Below are 19,473 nucleotides of genomic sequence, written 5' to 3'. Positions count from 1 at the left end.
GACGCGGCAGATCGGTGGATCCAGGCTGAGGCCGGGCTCAGGTGCGACGGAGGGACCCGGCCAGCGCCGCCACCTGGTCCAGCGGCGGGTCGTAGCCGGGGAAGTAGCAGCACACCCGCTCGACGCCGGGGACGTCGCCGAAGCGGCGGTGGAGCTCGGCCGCGCACTCCTCGGGGGTGCCGGCGACCGCGATCGTGTCGAGCAGTGCGTCGTCGACGAGGGCGCCCATCGCGGCGACGTCGCCGGTCTTGGAGAGTCGGTTGAGCTCGGGCTGGAGGTCGGCTCGGCCCTCGACCTCGAGCACCGGCCGGTACGCCGGCGTGGAGCCGTAGAACGCGAGCAGCGCGCGCACCCCCGCTCGGGCGGCGACCACCTCGGCGTCGGTGCGTCCCATCGCCACGATCGCCTGCGGGTGCACCGCGAGCTCGCCCGGCGCCCGCCCGGCGCGGGCCAGTCCCTCGGCGACGGCGGGCAGGGTGCGCTCGCGGACGTGGCGGTGGCTGTGGAAGGGCATGACCAGCAGGCCGTCGGCCACCTCGGCGGCGGTGCGGGTCATCACCGGGCCGAGGGCGCCGAGCAGGACCGGAGGGGGCCCGAACGGGTTCGGTCCCGGGACGAACGTCGGCGGCATCAGCGTGTGGGTGGTGTGCTCGCCGCGGAAGTCCAGCCGCTCGCCGGTCTGCCAGGAGTGCAGGATCGCCTTGACGGCGCCGACGATCTCCCGCATGCGCGCGGCGGGAGGCGACCACCGGGCGCCGTACCTCTTCTCGATGTGGGGCTGGATCTGGGAGCCCAGGCCCAGCCGGAACCGCCCGCCCGACATCAGCTGGAGGTCCCACGCGGTGTGGGCCAGGTGCATCGGCGAGCGCGGCATCGCGATCGCGACATTGGTCATCAGGTCGGCGTCGACCTGACCGGCGACGGCGGCGAGGGGCACGAACACGTCGTGGGGGCCTTCGAAGGTGAACAGCCCGGCGGCACCGGCGGCGGCGAGCTCGCGGGCGCGCGGGCGTACGGCGTCCGGGCGGGCGTCGAGCTGGAGGTCGAGGAGCACGGAGCCATTCAAGCGCGCCGCGCGCCCCTCGCGGCAGTGGTCAGTCCTCGACCGACCAGGTGTCGCCGCTGTCGAGCAGCGCCTGGAGCTCGCCGCGCCCCTGGGTCTCCACGGCGTGCGCGAGCTGGGCGCGGGCCTGGTCGTCGTACGTCGGGCGGGCGACCTGGCGGAAGATCCCGACCGGGACCGCCTCCGCCTCGTCCATCCGGGACAGCGCGAACTGGCGGGCCGGGTTGGGCTCGGCGGGGTCGTGGGTCCAGGTCTGGCCGTCGACGGTGACCTCGAGTCCGGGCTCGAGGCGGACCAGCCGCTGGGCGGCGTCGGGTCCCTTGACGGCGTCGAATGCGCCGTCGTTGAAGATCGGGCAGTTCTGGTAGATCTCGACGAGTGAGGTGCCGCGGTGGGCGGCCGCGGCGGCGAGCACGGCGGTGAGGTGCTTGCGGTCGGAGTCGATGGTGCGGGCCACGAAGGTGGCTTCGGCGCCCAGGGCCAGGGAGACGGGGTTGAAGGGGTGGTCGAGGGAGCCCAGGGGGGTGGACTTGGTGACCTTGCCGACCTCGCTGGTGGGGGAGTACTGGCCCTTGGTGAGGCCGTAGATGCGGTTGTTGAACAGCAGGATGGTCATGTTGACGTTGCGGCGCAGGGCGTGGATGAGGTGGTTGCCGCCGATGGAGAGGGCGTCGCCGTCGCCGGTGACGACCCACACGGAGAGGTCTTCGCGGGCGGTGGCGATGCCGGTGGCGATCGAGGGTGCGCGGCCGTGGATGGAGTGCATGCCGTAGGTGTCGAGGTAGTAGGGGAACCTCGAGGAGCAGCCGATGCCGGAGACGAAGACGATGTTCTCGCGGCGTAGGCCGAGGTCGGGGAGGAAGGACTGGACGGCCTTGAGCACGGCGTAGTCGCCGCAGCCGGGGCACCAGCGGACCTCCTGGTCGCTGGAGAAGTCCTTGGCGGTCTGGGTCTCGCCGTCGGCGAGGATGGGGACCAGGGCGGTCCCGAGCGCGGGCAGGGGCAGGTCGGTCGTCGTCATCTCAGGCCTCCGGGTCCTGGGTCGTGGTGACCTGCTCGAGCACGCCGAGCAGCCCGAGCAGGTCGTGGGCGAGCGCCTCCGCACCGAAGGGCAGCCCGCGCACGGTCGTGATCGACCGGACGTCGACCAGGTACTCCGCGCGCAGCAGTCGGCTGAGCTGGCCCAGGTTCATCTCCGGGCACACCACCCGGTCGTAGCGGGCGAGGAGCTCGCCGAGATCCTTGGGGAACGGGTTGAGGTGGCGCAGGTGCACCTGGGCGATGGCGTGCCCGGCCGTGCGGACCCGGCGGCAGGCCGCGCCGATCGGGCCGTACGTCGAGCCCCAGCCGATCACCAGCACCCTCGCCTCGCCCGACGGGTCGTCGACCTCCAGCGGCGGGAGCGCGTCGGCGACCCGGCGTACCTTGTCGGCACGCAGGTGCACCATCCGCTCGTGGTTCGCTGGGTCGTAGGAGATGTTGCCGCTGCCGTCCTCGACGGTGCCCGCCTTCTCCAGGCCGCCGATGCGGTGCTCCAGGCCCGGGGTCCCCGGGACCGCCCACGGCCGGGCCAGCGTCTCCGGGTCCCGGCGGTAGGGCCAGAACTCCCCGTCGCCTGCGTCGGGGCCGGTCGCGAAGTCCGGCGCGATCCGCGGCAGCGCGCTCGCGTCGGGGATCGCCCACGGCTCGGAGCCGTTGGCGAGATAGCCGTCGGACAGCAGCAGGACCGGCGTCCGGAAGGTGACCGCGATCCGGGCGGCCTCGATCGCCGCGTCGAAGCAGTCGCTCGGCGACCGGGCGGCGAGGACCGGCATCGGTGCCTCGCCGTTGCGCCCGTACATCGCCTGCATCAGGTCGGACTGCTCGGTCTTGGTCGGCAGGCCGGTGGAGGGCCCGCCGCGCTGGACGTCGATGACGACGAGCGGCAGCTCGGTCATCACGGCCAGTCCCATCGCCTCGCTCTTCAGCGCGACACCGGGACCGGAGGTCACCGTGACGCCGAGGGTGCCGGCGAAGGACGCACCGACGGCGGCGCCGATCGCCGCGATCTCGTCCTCCGCCTGGAAGGTCGCGATGCCGAAGTTCTTGTGCCGGCTCAGCTCGTGGAGCACGTCGGAGGCCGGCGTGATCGGGTAGGCGCCCAGGAGCAGCGGCAGCCCGCTGAGCTCGCCGGCCGCGACCAGGCCGTACGCCAGCGCGGTGTTGCCGGTGATGTTGCGGTACCGGCCCGCCCGGACCGGGGCGGGCTTGACGACGTACGACACGGCGAAGGTCTCGGTGGTCTCGCCGAAGTTCCAGCCCGCCCGCAGCGCGGCGATGTTCGCGTCGCGGATGGTCTCCTTCCGGGCGAACTTCTCGGCGAGGTAGGCCGCCGTGCCGTCGACCTCGCGGCCGTAGAGCCAGGACACCAGGCCGAGCGCGAACATGTTCTTCGACCGCGCGGCGTCCTTGCGGGACAGGCCGAAGTCCTTGACCGCCTCGACGGTCATGCCGGTCAGGTCGAGGGCGTGCACCGCGAACTCCGCGAGCGAGCCGTCCTCGAGCGGGTTGCTCGCGTAGCCCACCTTGGCCAGCGCCCGCGGGGTGAAGTCGTGGGTGTCGACGATGACGGTGGCGCCCTTGGGCAGGTCCGCGACGTTGGCCTTGAGTGCCGCCGGGTTCATCGCGACCAGGACGTCGGGCCGGTCGCCGGGGGTGAGGATGTCGTAGTTGGCGAAGTGCAGCTGGAAGGACGAGACGCCGGGGATGGTGCCTTGGGGCGCCCGGATCTCGGCCGGGAAGTTCGGCAGGGTCGACAGGTCGTTCCCGAAGACCGCCGCCTCCTGGGTGAACCGGTCGCCGGTCAGCTGCATGCCGTCGCCCGAGTCTCCCGCGAAGCGGATGACGACCCGGTCGAGCTCGGTCACCGTGCTGCTCATCTGGCTGATCTCCTTCGTGCTGGCCAGGACTCTGGACCATTATCCATGAATATGATTATCCTGCTAGCGCGAGGGGCCGGTGCCGTCGGCCCGCGGCGGCCGCGACAGCGACAGGAGTGATGGTGTGACGACCGGAGGAAGTGCCAGCGCCCAGGACACCGCGGTGCTCGTCGTGGGGGCCGGGCTGTCCGGCCTGGCGACCGCGCTCGGGGTGGCGCTGCGGGGCGGGAGCGCCGAGGTGTTCGAGGCGGCCGACCTGGTGGGCGGCGCGGCCGCCTACTCGGGTGGCCAGGTCTGGGTGGGCGCCAACCACGTGGCCCGTCGCGAGGGCATCGAGGACGACACCCTCGAGCTCGCCGAGCGCTACGTCCGGGCGATCGCCCACGACCATCCCGAGGTGCTCGACGAGGACGCGCTGCGCCGCTGGCTCGCCGTCTCCCCGGAGGCGACGAAGTACTGGGAGGACGAGGGCGCGATCCGCTGGACGGTCATCCCCGGCCTCGCCGACTACCACAACGAGGCGGACGGCGCCCTGCCCGCGGGGCGCTACCTGACCAACGAGGTCATCGACGGCGGCGAGCTCGGCGAGTGGCGCGACCGGCTGCGGGTCAGCCCCTACTTCCCGGTGGGCACGACCTACGCCGACATGTTCGTGAAGGGCCGCCGGCTCACCTACGTCGACGACAACGAGACGGGTGACGAGCAGGCCGGCGTCCAGGCGTTCGGGCTCCCCGAGCGGCGCGAGGACGCCGGAGCGGAGGAGCGCAGCGGCGATCCGCTGACCTTCGGGACCGGCGTCGTGGCGAGCTTCCTGCGCCGGGTGCTGCGCGAGGAGCGGATCACCATCCACACCGGCCACCCGGTCACCGAGCTCCTCGCCGACGGATCCGGCGACGTCCTGGGCCTGCGGGCCACCTCCCCCGACGGCGCCGTCGTCGAGCGCCGCGGGCCGGTGGTGCTGGCCACGAGCACCTACGACTGGGACGCCGAGCTGGTGCGCGAGCTCGTGGGGCTCGGCGAGGACGACTTCGGCAGCGTCGCCCCGGACAGCATCCGCGGCGACGGCATCCGGCTCGCCCGCTCGGTCGGGGGAGCGGTCGCCGTCCTCCCGCCCACGGCCATCCCGATGCTTCCCGGGTGGAAGTCCAGCATCGGCTCGGGCTACGCCTACGGCCCCGACTACGCCATGCCGCACGCGATGATCGTCGACCGGACCGGTCGCCGCTACTGCGACGACTCCTACTGGGTCGACATCGTCGCGAAGACGATGGCTCCCGACGACCCGCACCTCCCGTTCTTCCTCGTCTTCGACGAGCAGCACCACCAGAAGTACGGCCTCGGGGTCACCCCGCCGGGCGGCGACTACCCGGACGGGCTGGTGACCTCGGCCGCCACCCTGCGCGAGCTCGGCGCGGCGCTCGGCATCGACGGCGAGCAGCTCGAGGTGAGTGCCGCGGCGTTCAGCGAGCACGCCCGGGCCGGGGAGGACCCCGACTTCGGCCGCGGCTCGGTCGCCTATGTCCGGCGCTTCGCCGGAGACCCCGCCCAGCAGCCCAACCCGGTGCTCGGCCCGATCGAGCAGGCGCCCTTCCACGGCTTCCGGCTGCGCTTCGTCGGCACCGGCATCGGCTCGAGCGGCGTGCACATCGACGGCGACGGTCACGTCCTCGACGAGAGCGGTACGCCGATCGCCGGGCTGTACGCCGTCGGCTCGTGCGCGGCGCTGACCACGGTGGGCACCGGCTACAACTCCGGCATCGCCCTCGGGCGGGGACTCGCCCTCGCCTATCTCGTCAGCCGGGAGCTGTGTGGCGACCCGGTCCCGACCACCACCAAGGAGAACCGAGCATGACCGCGACCGCCGACACCGACCTGCTCCGGCGCCTGCAGCGCGCCGAGGACCGGGCCGAGATCCAGGAGCTGGCCGTGCTCTACGGCTACATCATGGACGAGCGCGACGAGGAGGGCATCCGGCGGATCTTCACGGCCGACGCGACCCTCCGCTCGGCCGACGGCGTCTTCGCGGCCGACGGGCTGGACGCCATCGTCGAGACCTATCTCGGCCGGTTCGCGGCCCTCGGCCCGACCAACCACTTCAGCCATGGCCACGTCGTCCGGTTCGACGCCGCCGACCCGGACCTGGCCCGCGGGCTGCTCGCCAGCCACGCCGAGGTGGACCGCAACGGGGTGGCGATGCAGGTCGCGTTGCGGTACGTCGACGAGTACCGCCGCGACGGCGGGCGCTGGAGGTTCTCGGCGCGCACGATGTCCTACATGTACTACCTGCCGATCGCCGAGCTGTCCGAGCTCGGCCACGGCGACCGGGCGGTGCGGGCCTATGGCGACCAGCGCCCGGCGGACTGGCCGGTCACGCTGCGCTCCGACGCCGGCAGCGACTGGCTGCGCGCCTGGGTCTGATCGAGCCCACCCGACCGGCCTCGCCGGAGGAGACCGAACGCCCGCGGCCGCCGGCCGCGGGCGTTCGCGTGCTCAGGCGTCGTGGATCGTGCGACCGGGGCGGAACCGGAAGACCACGGCGAGCATCGCGCCGGCCAGGGCGAGCATCACGGCGTACCCGGCGGTGAAGCCGCCGCTGAGGTCGCGCAGCAGGCCGAGCACGAAGGGTCCCAGCGCTCCGGCGAGGAAGGCGATGAGCAGGGTCATCGCACCGAGCCGGGCCGCGTCGGCCTGGCTGTCGGTGCAGTCCACGATCAGGACCAGGCCGAGGGTGGAGCCGCCACCGACGCCGATGCCGAACAGGACGACGGCGGGCACCGCCCAGGTGATCGGGTCCAGCAGGAGCAGGGCGATGCCGGCGCAGGTCGCCAGCACCATCAGGGCCAGCATCGGACGCCGGTCGGTGGTGAAGTCGGTGATCGCCGGCAGGGTCAGCATCGCGAGCAGCTGGACGATCTGGAAGAGCACCAGCATCGAGGCGGCCTCGTGGGGGCTCTTGCCGAGCGAGGCGTAGAGCGGCGTGACCCAGGCCAGGCCGCTGAACCCGACGATCATGTTGCCGGTGGTGAACGCGGTCACCCACCAGGCGGTGCGCGAGCGCAGCGGCATCCGGTGGTCGACCACCACCGTGGCCGCGGGGGCGCCCTCGGTCGAGGCGCGCAGTCGCGGCACGGCGAGCAGCCACAGCGCCCCGGTCGCGGCGGCGATGAAGCCCCAGGCGGCGACCGAGGCCCGCCAGCCGCCGAGCAGGTGCTCCCAGGGCACCGCGACGGCGGCGGCGATCGCCACGCCGCTCGCGAGCCCGGTGGAGTAGAGGCCGACGGTCAGGCCCCGGATGCGGGGCACGTGGTGCGCGATGAGGGCCGGCATCAGCGAGGAGATGCCGCCCATCGCCGCACCCGCCAGCGCCACCGACACGAACAGCAGGGGCAGCCCGCCCCACGCGACGATCCGCATGATGCCGGCGAGCGCCAGCACCTGCATCATCAGCCCGACGGCCATCTCGGCACCGACGCGGGTGCCGAGCCGCTGCCCGACGGGGGCGCACAGGCCCATGAACACGACGGCGACCGAGGTGAGCAGGCCGGCCGCGGTGTTGCTGAGCGGCAGGTCGCCGGCCATGTCGTCGAGCAGCGGCGGGAACGAGCCGAGGCTGGCGCGCAGGTTCAGGCCGACGACGGTGACGAGGAGCACGATCAGCCAGGCGGGCAGCGCGCCGGGGCGGCGGACGGTCGCCGGGGAGCGGGCCGGGGAGGGTGTCGGGACCGCGGGCGAGCTCACCCGGCGGCCACGGTCGCGTCGATCGGGGCGAGCTCGGCGAGCTCGGTGAGGCGGGCGTCGGACACGGCGGTGCGGAAGTCGACCATCCGGCGGGCCATCCCGATCAGCACCACGCCGACCAGCCGACCGTCCCGGTGATAGCCGACCGCGGCCTCCTCGCCCAGCGTGCCCTCGAGCACCCGGACGTCGTCGAGGCCCTGGCTCGGGACGCCGAAGGACTGCATCCGCACGCCGTACTGCTCGCTCCAGAAGGTCGGCAGTGGGGCGAAGCCGGCCTCGTCGGCCCGGCCGCCGGCGATGCCCGCCAACAGGCTCGCGGCCGCGTGCGCGGCCATGTCCGTCGGCATCGTCCAGTGCTCGACCCGCAGGGGCAGCTCGCCGAAGCCGTGGACCGGGAAGCGCGCCACGTCGCCCACCACGACGACGTCGAGCACGGCCCGTCCGTCGCGCAGCGGATGCAGCCCGGCGTCGCAGAGCACGCCGTTCGACAGGTCGAGTCCCTGCCCGGCGAGCGGCTCGGTGTTGGCCTGCGAGCCGACCGCCTCGATGACCACGTCGGCGGGGATCCGGGAGCCGCGGTCGAGTTCGATCTCCAGATGCTCCCCGGCGTCGATCACCGCGGTCACGGTCCGGCCGAGGGCGAACCGGACGCCGCGCACCTCGTGGCGGCGCTGCACCTCGCGACCGACCTCGACGCCGACCGCGCGCTCGAGCGGAGCGCTGAGCGGCTCGACGACCGTCACGTCGCAGCCGAGGCCGACCGCGGTCGCGGCGACCTCGCAGCCGATGAAGCCGGCCCCGATGACGACCACCCGAGTGCCGGCGGTGAGGTTGCGGGCCACCCGCTGCGCGTCCTCGATGGTGCGGATCGTGTGCCGGGTGCCGGGCTCGCCGTCCAGGCTCAGCCGCCGGGCGCGGACCCCGGTGGCGACCACCAGGCCGTCGTACGCCGCCGAGGAGCCGTCGGCGAGGGTCACCTCGCGCCGGGTCAGGTCGACCGCCGTCACCGGCGTGCCGAGGAGCCAGGTGACGTCCTCGGTGGCCGGGCGCTGCTTGAAGGCGAGCTTGTCGACCGTGGTCGTGCCCCGCAGCAGCTCCTTGGAGAGTGGCGGCCGGTTGTAGGGCGGGTGCTCCTCGTCGCCGAAGACCGTGATCGGCCCGTCGTGTCCCGCGGCGCGGAGCCGCTCGCAGACGCGGAGGCCGGCCAGGCCGGCGCCGACGACGACGATGCGGGGAGCGGTCGCGCTCACGACGCCTGCTCCGCGCGGACGGCCGTGCGGGCGACGGCGCTCGCCGCGCGGCCGGCGCGGTAGCCGAACACCATGGCGGGGCCGAGGGTGCCGCCCGCGCCTCCGTAGACCATGCCGGTGGGTGCGGCCATCACGTTGCCGGCGGCGAACAGCCCGGGGATGACCGCGCCGTCGACGTCGAGGACCCGGCCGTCGACGTCGGTTCGGGGACCGCCCTTGGTGCCGAGGGTCGAGGACACGAGGGGGACGGCGTAGTAGGGCGCCTCGTCGAGGGCGCCCAGGGTGGCGGCCCGACCGGGATAGCGGCTGCGGTCGCCGCACCAGCCGTCGTACGCGCTGTCGCCGCGCCCGAAGTCGCTGTCCCGGCCCTCGCCGACCTGGTCGTTCCAGCGCCGGACGGTCGCCTCCAGGGCGTCGGGTGGCACGCCGATCGTCACGGCCAGTTCGGCGAGGGTGTCGGCACGTTCGACGAAGTCGGGCACCGGCGCCCCCGGGGCGTTGCCGAAGCAGCCGTAGCGGGTCGCGAAGCCGTGGTGGAAGACCAGCCAGCAGGGCTGGTTCTGGTAGCGGAAGGACGACGGGTCGAAGGCATGGAAGGCGCCACCGAGGGCGTTGTAGTTGGCGGCCTCGTTGGTGAACCGCCGGCCCTGGTCGTTGACGATGAGCGAACCGGGGAGGGTGCGCTCGCGCAGGATCAGGAAGACGTTGTTGCCGCCGTCGGCCCGCTCGCCCGGGAGCTCGACGACCGGCACCCACCACGCCTCGCGCATGTTGCCGAGCGCGGCGCCCAGCCGCATGGCCATCCGGAGGCCGTCGCCGGTGTTGGTCGGTACGCCGGCGGGCCGGCGCATCGGGCCGCGCAGGAAGTCGCGGACCAGGTCGTCGTCGTACTCGAAGCCGCCGGTGGCCAGGACGACCGCGCCGGCCCCGATCGTCGCCGGGCCGTCGTCGGCCTCGACCTCGACGCCGGTGACCTGCCCGTGCTCGGTCAGCAGCCGGGTCGCGCGGGCGCCGGTCCGGACCGTCACGCCGCGCTCCAGACACCCGGCCAGCAGGCTGCCGACGAGTGCCCGGCCGAGGCCCTCCAGCCCGGCGGCCTCGCGGCGGGCGAGCTCCTCGGCGTCGATCACGCCGGTGCCGCCGCCGGTGGGGGTGTCGGACACGTTCATCCGGCGGGGCGTCCCGACCACGCGGTCGGCCCAGCCGGGCAGGGCGTCGAACGAGAACAGCCGGGGCTCGATCGACCGGCCGCCGCCGGGCATCCCGCCGGGATGCTCGGGGTGGTAGTCGGGGAAGCCGGCGACCAGCTGGAAATGGGAGGGCGTGCTCTCCTCGAGCCAGTCGGTCAGCTCGTCGACGGTGTCGACGAAGGCCTCGGCGAGCTCGGGGAGGATCAGGCCGTGGGACAGGGACTCGAGGTAGGCGAGCCCGGCCTCGCGGGAGTCGGTCACCCCGGCCGCGCGGCCGTAGCGGTTGGCGGGCAGCCAGACCACGGCGCTCGACAGTGCGGTGGTCCCGCCGACCTTGTCGGCCTTCTCCACGAGTGCGACGCGAGCCCCCGAGTGTGCCGCGGCGAGGGCGGCGGTGAGTCCCGCCGCCCCCGAGCCGAGCACGACGACGTCGTAGTGCTGATCCATCGGTGCGGTGCCTGCTCTCTGCTTCCGCGGGCCGAGCCCGCGGTCGCGGTCAGTAGCGGATGTCGGCGGGCTTCCTCGCGTCGGCGGGAAGCACGCGCGGGCCGGGGGTGAAGGTGGCGGGGATCGACTTCCAGCCGTTGTTGGTGCCCTGGTGCGGGTAGGCCTCCAGCGCCGACTCGTCGACGACGTAGTCGCCCATCCGGGCCAGGATCTGGCTCAGCAGCTCGTGGGCCATCGCCCGGCCGAGGTTCGATCCCGCGCACCGGTGGATGCCGATGCCGAAGGCGGTGTGGCGGTTCGGCCAGCGCTCGATGTCGACCTCGTCGGGGTTCTCGAACTGCTCGGTGTCGCGGTTGGCCGACGCCCACGAGAGCAGCACCCGGTCGCCCTTCTGCATCGGGCAGCCCTCGAACTCGACGTCCTTGGTCACGGTGCGGGCCAGCCCCTGGGTCGGGGAGAAGAAGCGGAGGAACTCCTCGATCGCCCGCTGGAGCTTCTCGGGGTGCTCGATCAGGTCCTGGCGCACCTCCTGGTTCTGGTAGAGCCAGACGACGGTGTTGCTCACCAGGGAGGCGGTGGTGCCGACGCCGCCCGAGAGCAGCAGGTCGACGATCGCGAAGACCTCGTCGTCGGTGACCGGACGCTCGTCGACCTCCTGCTTGACCAGGTAGCTGATGATGTCGTCCTGCGGTTCGGCGCGGCGGGCGGCGATGATCTGCCGGGTGACGCCCTCGAGGAAGGGCAGGTCCTCCTCGACGGCCTTGCGGAAGCCCTCGGTGCCCTGCACCTCGACCAGCAGGGCGTGGAACGCCGAGGCGTAGCGCTCCCAGTGCTCGATCGGGAGGCCGAGCCAGTCGACGGTGATGATCGCGGGGACGCCGATGACCGACGTCATGTCGGCCTCGCCGGACTCGATGATGTCGTCGACGAACTTGGTGACGAAGAACTTCACGATCTCCTCCATCCGCGCCACGTGGGCCGGGGCGGTGATCGGGTTGATCAGCTTGCGCCACTTGCGGAAGTTCGGGGGATCGATCTCGATCGGGATGTGGAAGGGCGCCGGCGTCTTGGGGATCACGACGGACAGGCCCTCGCCCCCGTAGCTGTTGCGCTCGGAGGAGAAGGTGTCGTCGTCGCGCGCCGCCTCGAAGACGGGCTTGTAGCCTGACAGCACCCAGTAGCCGCCGTGGGCATCGGTCCAGGCGACCGGGTGCTCCTCGCGGAGGGCGCGGTACGACGCTGCGGGATCCTTGGAGTGCTCGGCCGAGTTGTGGTCGAAGTGGACGACGGGGCAGCGGCCCTGGGTCGCGGCGGTTTCGGTCATCGCTGGTCCTCGTGATCGCAGGTTCAGGGGGGTTCCCATGAATGTGATCATGGTTATACTCGATTCGCTCGCTGTCAATCCGGCGGACCCCGCGAATCGTCGCCGACGAGGGTGGGGGCGAGCACCGAACGGTCGGCGGATCGCCGGCGGGAACCGAGGAGGAGCAGCCATGCGGGTCAAGGTCGACGACGAGCGGTGCCAGGGTCACGGTCTGTGCCGGATCAGCGCGCCCGACCTCTTCTTCGCGCGCGAGGAGGACGGCAACGCCTACGTCAAGGACGAGATCGTCCCGGCGGGCCAGGAGGACGAGGCGCAGCTCGCGGCCGACAGCTGCCCGGAGCTGGCCATCGAGGTCGACTGAGGCCGATGGCTGCCCCCACGCCCTCCCCGGCACGCGTGAGCCTGGGAGCCGGCTCGGCGTACGCCGACGACCGGCTCGACCCGGTCGTCGCGATGGCCGCCAGCGGCCGCGTCGGCTACATCGGCTTCGACTGCCTCGCCGAGCGCACCATGGCGCTGGCGCAGCAGCGCCGCCAGGACGACCCGCACGCCGGCCAGGACCGGCGCATCGCCGAGCTGGTGCCGCTGCTGCGGGAGTACCTCGCGGGCGGCGGCAAGGTCGTCGGCAACTTCGGCGCCGCCAACCCCGACGCCGCCCGCGAGGACTTCGAGCGGGCGCTCAGGGAGGTCGGGCTGCCGGGGGTGCGGATCGGCGTGATCCACGGCGACGACGTGCGCGACCTGGTGAGGGACGTCGATGCGGAGCTGCCCGAGCTCGGGACGACCGTCGGCGCGCTGGGCGACCGGCTGGTCTCGGCCAACGCCTACATCGGCGCCGACGGCATCGTCGAGTGCCTGCGCGACGGCGCCCAGGTCGTGCTCGGCGGCAGGCTCGCCGATCCGTCGCTCTTCGTCGGCCCGCTGTGTCACGAGCTGGGCTGGGAGCTCGACGACTGGGACCGGCTCGGGCACGCGACCATGGTCGGTCACCTGCTCGAGTGCGGGGTGCACTCCACGGGCGGGAACTACGAGGACCCGCCGTACCGGGTGGTGCCGAACCCCCACGACCTCGGCTTCCCCATCGCCGAGGTCGACGAGGACTCGGTCGTCGTCACCAAGCTGCCCGGCACGGGTGGGCTGGTCGACGCGATGACGATGAAGACCCAGCTCTACTACGAGATCCACGACCCGGCGCGCTACCTCACGCCCGATGTCACCGCCGACTTCACCGACATCCGGGTCGAGGACCTCGGCGGGGACCGGGTGCGGCTCTCCGGCGCGCGGGGCACCGCACGCCCCGACACCCTCAAGGTTCTGGTCGGGGTGGACCAGGGCTGGAAGGCGACCGGGGAGATGTCGTATGGCGGCCCCGGCTGCGTCGAGCGGGCTCGGCGCGCCGCCGACATCGTCCGCGCCCGGCTGGAGCCCTACGCCTCGGAGCTCGACGAGCTGCGGATCGACCTGCGGGGCGTCGACTCGCTCTTCGGCGACCGGATGGCCGGCGGCTATCCCGCCGAGGTCCGGCTGCGGCTCGCGGCGCGCACCGGCTCGCTCGAGCTGGCGCGCCGCGCCGCCCACGAGACCGAGCTGCTCTACTTCGGACCCGCGGGCGGCGGCGGCAACGTCACCTCGGTCGTGCCCGCGCTCGGCGTCACGCCGGCGTACGTGCCGCGCGAGCTGGTGCCGGTGACCACGGAGGTGGTCGAGACATGAGACTCCGGGAGATCGCGGCCAGCCGGTCGGGCGACAAGGGCGACGTCAGCAACATCTGCGTCTTCGTCTACGACGAGGCGGACTACCCGCGACTGGTCCGCCAGCTCACCGCGGAGGCGGTCGAGGCGCACTTCGGCGACCTGGTCCGCGGAGCCGTCACCCGCTACGAGCTCCCCAACGTCCACGGGCTCAACTTCGTGCTCGAGGGGGCGCTCGGCGGTGGGGTCTCGATGACGCTGCGGGCCGACCCGCACGGCAAGTCCTACCAGTCCCTGATCCTCGACTACGAGCTGGAGGACGAGTCGTGAGCGACGCCCGGCTGACCGGCCTGGACCTGAGCGCCACCACCTACGTCGACGGCCGCTGGCGTCCCGGTGAGGGGGAGGGGTTCGGCTCCGTCGACCCGGCGACCGGACGCGAGCTGGCGCGGTGGACCGGCTCGTCGACGACGCAGGCGGAGGCGGCGATCGCCGCCGCCCGTGCCTCCCTCGACGACGGCCGCTGGGCCCGGCGCGCGCCCGCCGAGCGGGCCGCCGTGCTGCGCCGGATCGCCGACCTGCTCGAGGCCGACCACGAGCGCCTGGCCCGGCTCGTCACCGCCGAGGTCGGCTCGCCCATCACGCTGGCGCGCAGCCTGCAGACCGCCACCCCGGTCGCGAACTTCCGCTGGGCCGCCGACATGGCCGAGGCGGGGCCGCGCGGTGGCTACCGCGAGCACCTGCCCGCGGCCGGCCCGCCCGCCGCCTCGGAGAGCGTCCTGCTGCGCGAGCCGATCGGCGTCGTCGCCGCCATCACGCCGTACAACTACCCGATCAACATGGTCGCCTGGAAGGTCGGCCCGGCGCTCGCGGCCGGCTGCTCCGTCGTGCTGCTGCCGTCGCCGCGGGGAACCCTGTGCACCCTGGCGTTCGCGCGCCTCGCGGCCGAGGCGGGCCTGCCGCCCGGGGTGCTCAACGTCGTGGTCGGCGGCGCCGACCTGGGCCGGCTCCTCAGCACGCACCCGTCCGTCGACATGGTGACCTTCACCGGCTCCAACGCGGTCGGCGAGACGGTGATGAAGGCGGCCGCGCCGACGAGCAAGAAGGTGGTGCTGGAGCTGGGCGGGAAGTCGCCGACGGTGATCCTGCCCGGCGCCGACCTGGCCCGCGCGGTCGGGCCGTCGCTGCTCCGCTTCTGCCGCAACGCCGGCCAGGGCTGCGGCGCGACCACCCGGATCGTCGTCCCCCGCGACCGGATGGAGGAGTTCGTCGCGGCGGCGACCGCCTTCCTCGACGAGCACGTCCCGGTCGGGGACCCGACCGACGAGCGCACGGAGGTCGGCCCGCTGATCTCCGCGGAGCACCGGGCCCGGGTCGAGGGCTATCTCGAGCGCGCGGTCGCCGACGGCGCCACCCTCGCCTACGGCGGCGACCGGCCCGACCTCGCCGGCTGGTACCTCCGGCCGACGCTGGTGACCGGGGTCGAGCCGGGCCACGAGATCTGCCAGGACGAGCTGTTCGCGCCGGTGGCCGTGCTGCTGCCGTACGACGACGTGGACCAGGCGGTGGCGATCGCCAACGACTCGCGCTACGGCCTCAACGCCCTGGTCTGGGGGCCGCACGAGGAGGCCGTCGAGGTCGCGCTGCGCCTGGAGACCGGAACGGTGGCGATCAACGGCGGCGGCGGTGCGCGCCCGGACGTCCCGTGGGTCGGCGCCAAGCAGTCGGGCGTCGGCATGGAGATGGGCTCCGACGGCTTCGCCGAGTTCTTCACGGTCAAGCACCTGCAGTGGCCGGCGGAGCCCGTGGCGTGAGCGGGTATGCCGGCCGGGACACCGGATGGCTGGTCGAGACCTGGGCCCGCCGGGAGCCGGACCGCCCGTTCCTGGTGTGGGCGCCGTTCGACGAGCCGGCCCGGACCTGGACCCGCGCCGAGTTCGCCGAGGCCGTCGCCCGGGTCGCATCCGGCCTGCGGGCCCGCGGCCTCGGACCGGGCGACCGGCTCGGCCTGGTGCTGCCGAACCGTCCCGAGTTCCTGCTCGCCTGGTGCGCGGCCACCTCGCTCGGCGCGGTCGCCGTCTGTCTCAACCCCGGGCTGAGCCGCGACGAGCTCGGCTACGCGCTCGGGCACAGCGAGGTCACCCTGGTCGTGGCCGAGCCGGACCGGGCCGAGGACGTCGCGGTGGTGCGGCCGGAGGCGCGGGTGCTGCCGACCGGGCCGCACGGCGGGCCCGACGGCTTCGACGTACTCCTGGGCTCGGAGGTCGAGCCCCGGCCCCGGCCCGCCGGGCCCGCGGCGCCGGCCAGCATCCAGTACACCTCGGGCACGACGGCACGTCCCAAGGGCGTCGTCTGGACCCAGGCCAACTGTCTGTGGGCGGGGCAGGTCGGCGCCGGCCACCAGGGCCTGGGGCCCAGCGACGTGAACCTGGTCCACCTGCCCCTGTTCCACACCAATGCGCTGTCGTACTCGTTCCTGTCCTCGCTGTGGTCGGGCGGGACCCTGGTGCTGACCCCGAAGTTCTCCGCGAGCCGGTTCTGGGACGTCTCGCTCGCGCACGGCGTCACCTGGACCTCGGTGGTCTCCTTCTGCCTGCGCGCGCTCGACGGGCGCGAGGTGCCGGAGCGGCACCGCTACCGGGGCTGGGGCAACAGTGCGGTGGTGGCGCCGGCGCCGGTCACCGGAGGCGTGCCGGTCCTGGGCTGGTTCGGCATGACCGAGACCGTGAGCCACCCGATCGTCAGCGAGCTGCTGCATCCCGGCTCGCCCGGCGCGATGGGGCGGGCCGCGCCCGAGTACGGCGTCAGCCTCACCGACGAGTCCGGCGCCCCGCTGGCACCCGGCGAGGTCGGCGAGCTCCGGGTACACGGGCGCCGCGGGATCTCGCTGTTCGCCGAGTACCTCCACGCGCCCGAGCAGACCCGGGCCGCGTTCGACGAGCAGGGCCGCTTCCGCACCGGTGACCGGGTTCGCTGCGACGAGCACGGCGAGTGGTGGTTCGTCGAGCGCGACAAGGACGTGCTCAAGGTGGGCGGCGAGAACATCGGCGCCCCGGAGATCGAGCGGGTGCTGCTCGGCGCGCCGGGGGTGCGCGAGGCCGTCGTCGTCGGCCGTCCGGACCCGATGCTCGGCGAGGTCCCGGTGGCCTTCGTGACGGCGCGGCCGGGGGAGCGGGTCGCGGCCGCCGAGGTCGCGGCCCGGTGCGAGCTGCTGCTGGCCGACTTCAAGAGGCCCCGGGAGATCCGGGTCGTCGAGGAGCTGCCCCGCTCGACCCTGGACAAGGTCGCCAAGGCGGCGCTGCGCGAGCAGCTGCGTCGCGAGACCGAGGAGGGGCGCGGATGAGCGAGCCGGGTACGACGCCGGGGCCGCTCGCCGGCGTCCGCGTGGTCGAGCTGGCCGGGATCGGCCCCGGACCGTTCGCGGTGATGATGCTGGCCGACATGGGGGCCGAGGTGATCCGGGTCGACCGGGTCACCGGCCCCGGCGCCGACTACACGCCCAACCCGGTCATCGAGCGCGGTCGCCGCTCGATCGCCCTGGACCTGAAGGCGGCGGCGGGCGTCGCCGTCCTGCTCGACCTGGTCGAGACCGCCGACGTCCTCGTCGAGAGCTACCGTCCCGGCGTCGCGGAGCGCCTCGGCATCGGCCCCGACGAGTGTGCGCGACGCAACCCGCGCCTGGTCTACGGACGGCTCTCCGCCTGGGGCCAGGACGGGCCGTGGGCGCAGGTCGTCGGCCACGACATCAACTACATCGGCCTCACCGGCGCCCTGCACGCGATCGGCCGAGCCGGCGAGCGGCCGGTCCCGCCGTTGAACCTGGTCGGCGACTTCGGCGGCGGCGCCGCCTCGCTGGCGTTCGGCGTCGTCTGCGCACTGTGGGAGTCGCGGACCTCCGGGCAGGGACAGGTCGTCGACGCCAACGTCCTCGAGTCGACCGCCGGCCTGATGGGGCTGATCCACGGCCTGCGAGCCCAGGGGCGGTGGTCGACCGAGCGCGGTGCGAACCTGCTGGACACCGGCGCCCCGTTCTACGACGTCTACACCTGCGCCGACGGGCGCTGGATGGCCTTCGGCGCCATCGAGGAGCGGTTCTTCCGCAATGCCCTGGTCGTCCTCGGCCTCGGCGACCGCGACGATCTGCTCGGCGCGCACAAGGTCCCCGAGCACTGGCCCGCCCTGCGGGCGGCCCTGACCACGGCGTTCGCGTCGCGGGACCGCGACGCGTGGACCGCCGCCTTCGCCGGCGTCGAGTCCTGCGTGACCCCGGTGCTCGACCTCGACGAGGCGGCCCGGCACGAGCACGCCGTCGCCCGGCGGGGATACGCGCCGATCCCCGGGTCCGACATGGCCCAGGCGGCACCGGCGCCGCGCTTCAGCCGCTCGGCCACCCCGCTGCCGGCCGCGGCGCCCGTGCCCGGCGCCGACACGGCGAGCATCCTGGGTGAGCTGGGCCGCGACGCCGACGAGGTCGCGCGGCTGGCCGCTGATGGCGTGGTCGGGCTCAGCCCGGCCTGACCACCCGGTTCACGCTGCTGATGCCAGCGACGGCGGGGACGATGTCGCGACCGAGGTCGTCGAGGTAGGCCACCACCTCGTCCGAGCTCATGTGCGGCCACTGGGCGCGGACCAGGATCGTGTCGACCGGCGCCAGGGCGGCGAACTCGGTGATCTGGGCGACGCACTCGTCGGGGGTGCCGATGAAGGTCTCCTTGCGGGCGACCTCCCTGAACTCGCGGGCGATCTCGTCGGCGTCGCGGGTCGCGAGCTGGCGGTTGGCGTAGGCGAGGAGGCGCTCCTTGGCCATCCCCTCGAAGCGGGCGAAGGCCGCGTCGGTGGTGGCGGCCGGGATGATCTCGCGCCGCAGCGGGTGCTTGACCTGGGGTCGACCCAGGCGCTCACGCTCGTCCTCGTAGACGGCGAGCAGCCGGAGCAGCTCGGGCAGCCGGGTCTCGGGGGTGATCGGCCAGCCGTCGCCCAACCGGGCCGAGCGGCGTACGCCCTGGTCCTTGAGGGCGCCGATCCAGATCGGGGGGTGGGGCGACTGGACCGGGCGGATGTGCGGCTGGCCGTCGCGGACCGTCCAGAAGGCGCCCTCGAACTCGACGGTGTCGGCGGTCCAGGCCTGCTTCATCAGCTCGATCGCCTCGTCGAACATCGCGAAACGGCGGGAGAAGTCGACGCCGAGCGCGACGAACTCGTCCTCGCGGTAGCCGGCGCCGGCACCGACGACGAGCCGCCCGCGGGTGAGGATGTCGAGGGTCGCGAGATCCTCGGCCAGCATCACCGGGTGGTACAGCGGCACCTGGACGACGGTGGTCGCCACGGTGACGTGGTCGTCGAGCTCCGCGGCGATCCGGGCCAGGGTCGGGATCGGCTGGAGCCAGCGCAGGTCGCCGTAGAGGAAGTGCTGGCCCATGGTGATGTGGCTGACGCCCGCCCGCTGGGCGGCCTCGACCTGGCGCAGCAGCCCGTCGAGGTGGTCGACGGGGGACACGCTCGCATGGACGTCGCCCAGGATCACGCCGATCTGCATCGTCTACTCGCCTCTCGGTCGGCTAAGATGATTCTTATCATAATCATGGATTGGTGCGACGGACGTGAGCGCGGGCCCGTCGAGGCCCGCGGGTGCGCCGGCGCCATCCACGGTCTCGACGTTCTCGCCCCGGTCGTCGGAGTCCCGCGTCGTTTCGCGCGGGGACGCTCGACGGCCCTCGTGCGTTTCCTGGGCATGTCCTGACGCCGGTTTGGGCCGGATCGGCAATCCGCGCGACAGATTGCTGGACAAGGACGTTTCCGGGGGCCTATGGTGTGGATCACATGCGAATGATGCGCATGAATATCAAGAACCT

At 73.4% G+C, this 19,473-nt stretch carries 16 protein-coding genes; 8 read left to right on the top strand and 8 right to left on the bottom strand.

Annotation, left to right across the window (positions count from 1 at the left end):
- Nucleotides 1–37 precede the first annotated feature (37 nt).
- The 3 genes from JOD66_RS07400 to JOD66_RS07390 are packed head-to-tail and all read right to left on the bottom strand — an operon-like array spanning nucleotide 38 to nucleotide 3,981.
- On the bottom strand, nucleotides 38–1,054 hold the full coding sequence (locus JOD66_RS07400) for a TIGR03617 family F420-dependent LLM class oxidoreductase (RefSeq protein WP_204836255.1): 1,017 nt from the start codon (nucleotides 1,052–1,054) through the stop codon (nucleotides 38–40).
- A gap of 40 nt (nucleotides 1,055–1,094) precedes the next feature.
- Nucleotides 1,095–2,084 (bottom strand): 2-oxoacid:ferredoxin oxidoreductase subunit beta, encoded by a 990-nt coding sequence (locus tag JOD66_RS07395; protein ID WP_204836254.1) that lies wholly within the window; start codon nucleotides 2,082–2,084, stop codon nucleotides 1,095–1,097.
- A 1-nt stretch (nucleotide 2,085) separates the two neighbouring features.
- Nucleotides 2,086–3,981, bottom strand: a complete 1,896-nt coding sequence (locus tag JOD66_RS07390) for a 2-oxoacid:acceptor oxidoreductase subunit alpha (RefSeq protein WP_204836253.1) — start codon at nucleotides 3,979–3,981, stop codon at nucleotides 2,086–2,088.
- A 124-nt stretch (nucleotides 3,982–4,105) separates the two neighbouring features.
- Between JOD66_RS07390 and JOD66_RS07385 the strand changes: the two genes are divergently transcribed.
- Complete coding sequence (locus JOD66_RS07385; RefSeq protein WP_204836252.1) at nucleotides 4,106–5,833, top strand: FAD-dependent oxidoreductase; 1,728 nt, start codon at nucleotides 4,106–4,108, stop codon at nucleotides 5,831–5,833.
- Nucleotides 5,830–6,399 (top strand): nuclear transport factor 2 family protein, encoded by a 570-nt coding sequence (locus JOD66_RS07380; RefSeq protein WP_204836251.1) that lies wholly within the window; start codon nucleotides 5,830–5,832, stop codon nucleotides 6,397–6,399. The genes JOD66_RS07385 and JOD66_RS07380 overlap by 4 nt, the downstream gene beginning before the upstream one ends.
- A gap of 72 nt (nucleotides 6,400–6,471) precedes the next feature.
- Here JOD66_RS07380 and JOD66_RS07375 read toward each other — a convergent pair whose 3' ends face one another.
- From JOD66_RS07375 to JOD66_RS07360, 4 genes are read right to left on the bottom strand one after another with little or no spacing between them, the layout of a single operon-like run.
- Nucleotides 6,472–7,719 carry an MFS transporter gene (locus tag JOD66_RS07375; RefSeq protein ID WP_204836250.1) on the bottom strand — a complete coding sequence of 416 codons (1,248 nt, stop codon included), beginning with the start codon at nucleotides 7,717–7,719 and terminating at the stop codon, nucleotides 6,472–6,474.
- The gene (locus tag JOD66_RS29405; RefSeq protein ID WP_204836249.1) at nucleotides 7,716–8,969 is read right to left on the bottom strand and encodes an NAD(P)/FAD-dependent oxidoreductase; all 1,254 of its coding nucleotides are present in this window, start codon (nucleotides 8,967–8,969) and stop codon (nucleotides 7,716–7,718) included. The genes JOD66_RS07375 and JOD66_RS29405 overlap by 4 nt, the downstream gene beginning before the upstream one ends.
- Nucleotides 8,966–10,606, bottom strand: a complete 1,641-nt coding sequence (locus JOD66_RS07365) for an FAD-dependent oxidoreductase (protein WP_204836248.1) — start codon at nucleotides 10,604–10,606, stop codon at nucleotides 8,966–8,968. The genes JOD66_RS29405 and JOD66_RS07365 overlap by 4 nt, the downstream gene beginning before the upstream one ends.
- A gap of 49 nt (nucleotides 10,607–10,655) precedes the next feature.
- Nucleotides 10,656–11,930: a cytochrome P450 gene (locus JOD66_RS07360; RefSeq protein WP_204836247.1), complete on the bottom strand. Its 1,275-nt coding sequence runs from the start codon at nucleotides 11,928–11,930 to the stop codon at nucleotides 10,656–10,658.
- A gap of 169 nt (nucleotides 11,931–12,099) precedes the next feature.
- Here JOD66_RS07360 and JOD66_RS07355 point away from each other — a divergent pair, with 169 nt between their 5' ends.
- Genes JOD66_RS07355 through JOD66_RS07330 form a run of 6 tightly spaced genes read left to right on the top strand, consistent with a single transcriptional unit; the run spans nucleotide 12,100 to nucleotide 18,139 of the window.
- On the top strand, nucleotides 12,100–12,291 hold the full coding sequence (locus JOD66_RS07355) for a ferredoxin (RefSeq protein ID WP_204836246.1): 192 nt from the start codon (nucleotides 12,100–12,102) through the stop codon (nucleotides 12,289–12,291).
- Nucleotides 12,292–12,296: 5 nt separating this feature from the next.
- Complete coding sequence (locus tag JOD66_RS07350) at nucleotides 12,297–13,643, top strand: acyclic terpene utilization AtuA family protein (RefSeq protein ID WP_204836245.1); 1,347 nt, start codon at nucleotides 12,297–12,299, stop codon at nucleotides 13,641–13,643.
- Complete coding sequence (locus JOD66_RS07345) at nucleotides 13,640–13,951, top strand: AtuA-related protein (RefSeq protein ID WP_204836244.1); 312 nt, start codon at nucleotides 13,640–13,642, stop codon at nucleotides 13,949–13,951. Before JOD66_RS07350 ends, JOD66_RS07345 begins: the two co-directional genes overlap by 4 nt.
- Entirely contained in the window at nucleotides 13,948–15,435 is a 1,488-nt protein-coding gene (locus tag JOD66_RS07340; protein ID WP_204836243.1) for an aldehyde dehydrogenase family protein, read from the top strand. Before JOD66_RS07345 ends, JOD66_RS07340 begins: the two co-directional genes overlap by 4 nt.
- The gene (locus tag JOD66_RS07335; protein ID WP_204836242.1) at nucleotides 15,432–16,964 is read left to right on the top strand and encodes an AMP-binding protein; all 1,533 of its coding nucleotides are present in this window, start codon (nucleotides 15,432–15,434) and stop codon (nucleotides 16,962–16,964) included. The genes JOD66_RS07340 and JOD66_RS07335 overlap by 4 nt, the downstream gene beginning before the upstream one ends.
- Entirely contained in the window at nucleotides 16,961–18,139 is a 1,179-nt protein-coding gene (locus JOD66_RS07330; protein ID WP_204836241.1) for a CaiB/BaiF CoA transferase family protein, read from the top strand. The genes JOD66_RS07335 and JOD66_RS07330 overlap by 4 nt, the downstream gene beginning before the upstream one ends.
- On the opposite strand, the gene JOD66_RS07325 is transcribed toward JOD66_RS07330, so the two are convergent.
- Nucleotides 18,126–19,157: an LLM class flavin-dependent oxidoreductase gene (locus tag JOD66_RS07325; protein ID WP_204836240.1), complete on the bottom strand. Its 1,032-nt coding sequence runs from the start codon at nucleotides 19,155–19,157 to the stop codon at nucleotides 18,126–18,128. The genes JOD66_RS07330 and JOD66_RS07325 overlap by 14 nt on opposite strands.
- Nucleotides 19,158–19,473: the final 316 nt, after the last annotated feature.

It is taken from the genome of Nocardioides nitrophenolicus, from assembly GCF_016907515.1.
GTDB classification, from domain to species: Bacteria; Actinomycetota; Actinomycetes; order Propionibacteriales; family Nocardioidaceae; genus Nocardioides; species Nocardioides nitrophenolicus.
The sequence above is the reverse complement of the archived record's forward strand: the minus strand, read 5'-3'. Positions and strand labels throughout refer to the sequence as shown.

Bases quoted from the DNA above. Each gene is read 5' to 3' on its own strand.
- JOD66_RS07395 (WP_204836254.1), bottom strand. From the start codon at position 2,084: ATGACGACGACCGACCTGCCCCTGCCCGCGCTCGGGACCGCCCTGGTC.
- JOD66_RS07390 (WP_204836253.1), bottom strand. From the start codon at position 3,981: ATGAGCAGCACGGTGACCGAGCTCGACCGGGTCGTCATCCGCTTCGCG.
- JOD66_RS07380 (WP_204836251.1), top strand. From the start codon at position 5,830: ATGACCGCGACCGCCGACACCGACCTGCTCCGGCGCCTGCAGCGCGCC.
- JOD66_RS07365 (WP_204836248.1), bottom strand. From the start codon at position 10,606: ATGGATCAGCACTACGACGTCGTCGTGCTCGGCTCGGGGGCGGCGGGA.
- JOD66_RS07360 (WP_204836247.1), bottom strand. From the start codon at position 11,930: ATGACCGAAACCGCCGCGACCCAGGGCCGCTGCCCCGTCGTCCACTTC.
- JOD66_RS07355 (WP_204836246.1), top strand. From the start codon at position 12,100: ATGCGGGTCAAGGTCGACGACGAGCGGTGCCAGGGTCACGGTCTGTGC.
- JOD66_RS07350 (WP_204836245.1), top strand. From the start codon at position 12,297: ATGGCTGCCCCCACGCCCTCCCCGGCACGCGTGAGCCTGGGAGCCGGC.
- JOD66_RS07345 (WP_204836244.1), top strand. From the start codon at position 13,640: ATGAGACTCCGGGAGATCGCGGCCAGCCGGTCGGGCGACAAGGGCGAC.
- JOD66_RS07330 (WP_204836241.1), top strand. From the start codon at position 16,961: ATGAGCGAGCCGGGTACGACGCCGGGGCCGCTCGCCGGCGTCCGCGTG.
- JOD66_RS07325 (WP_204836240.1), bottom strand. From the start codon at position 19,157: ATGCAGATCGGCGTGATCCTGGGCGACGTCCATGCGAGCGTGTCCCCC.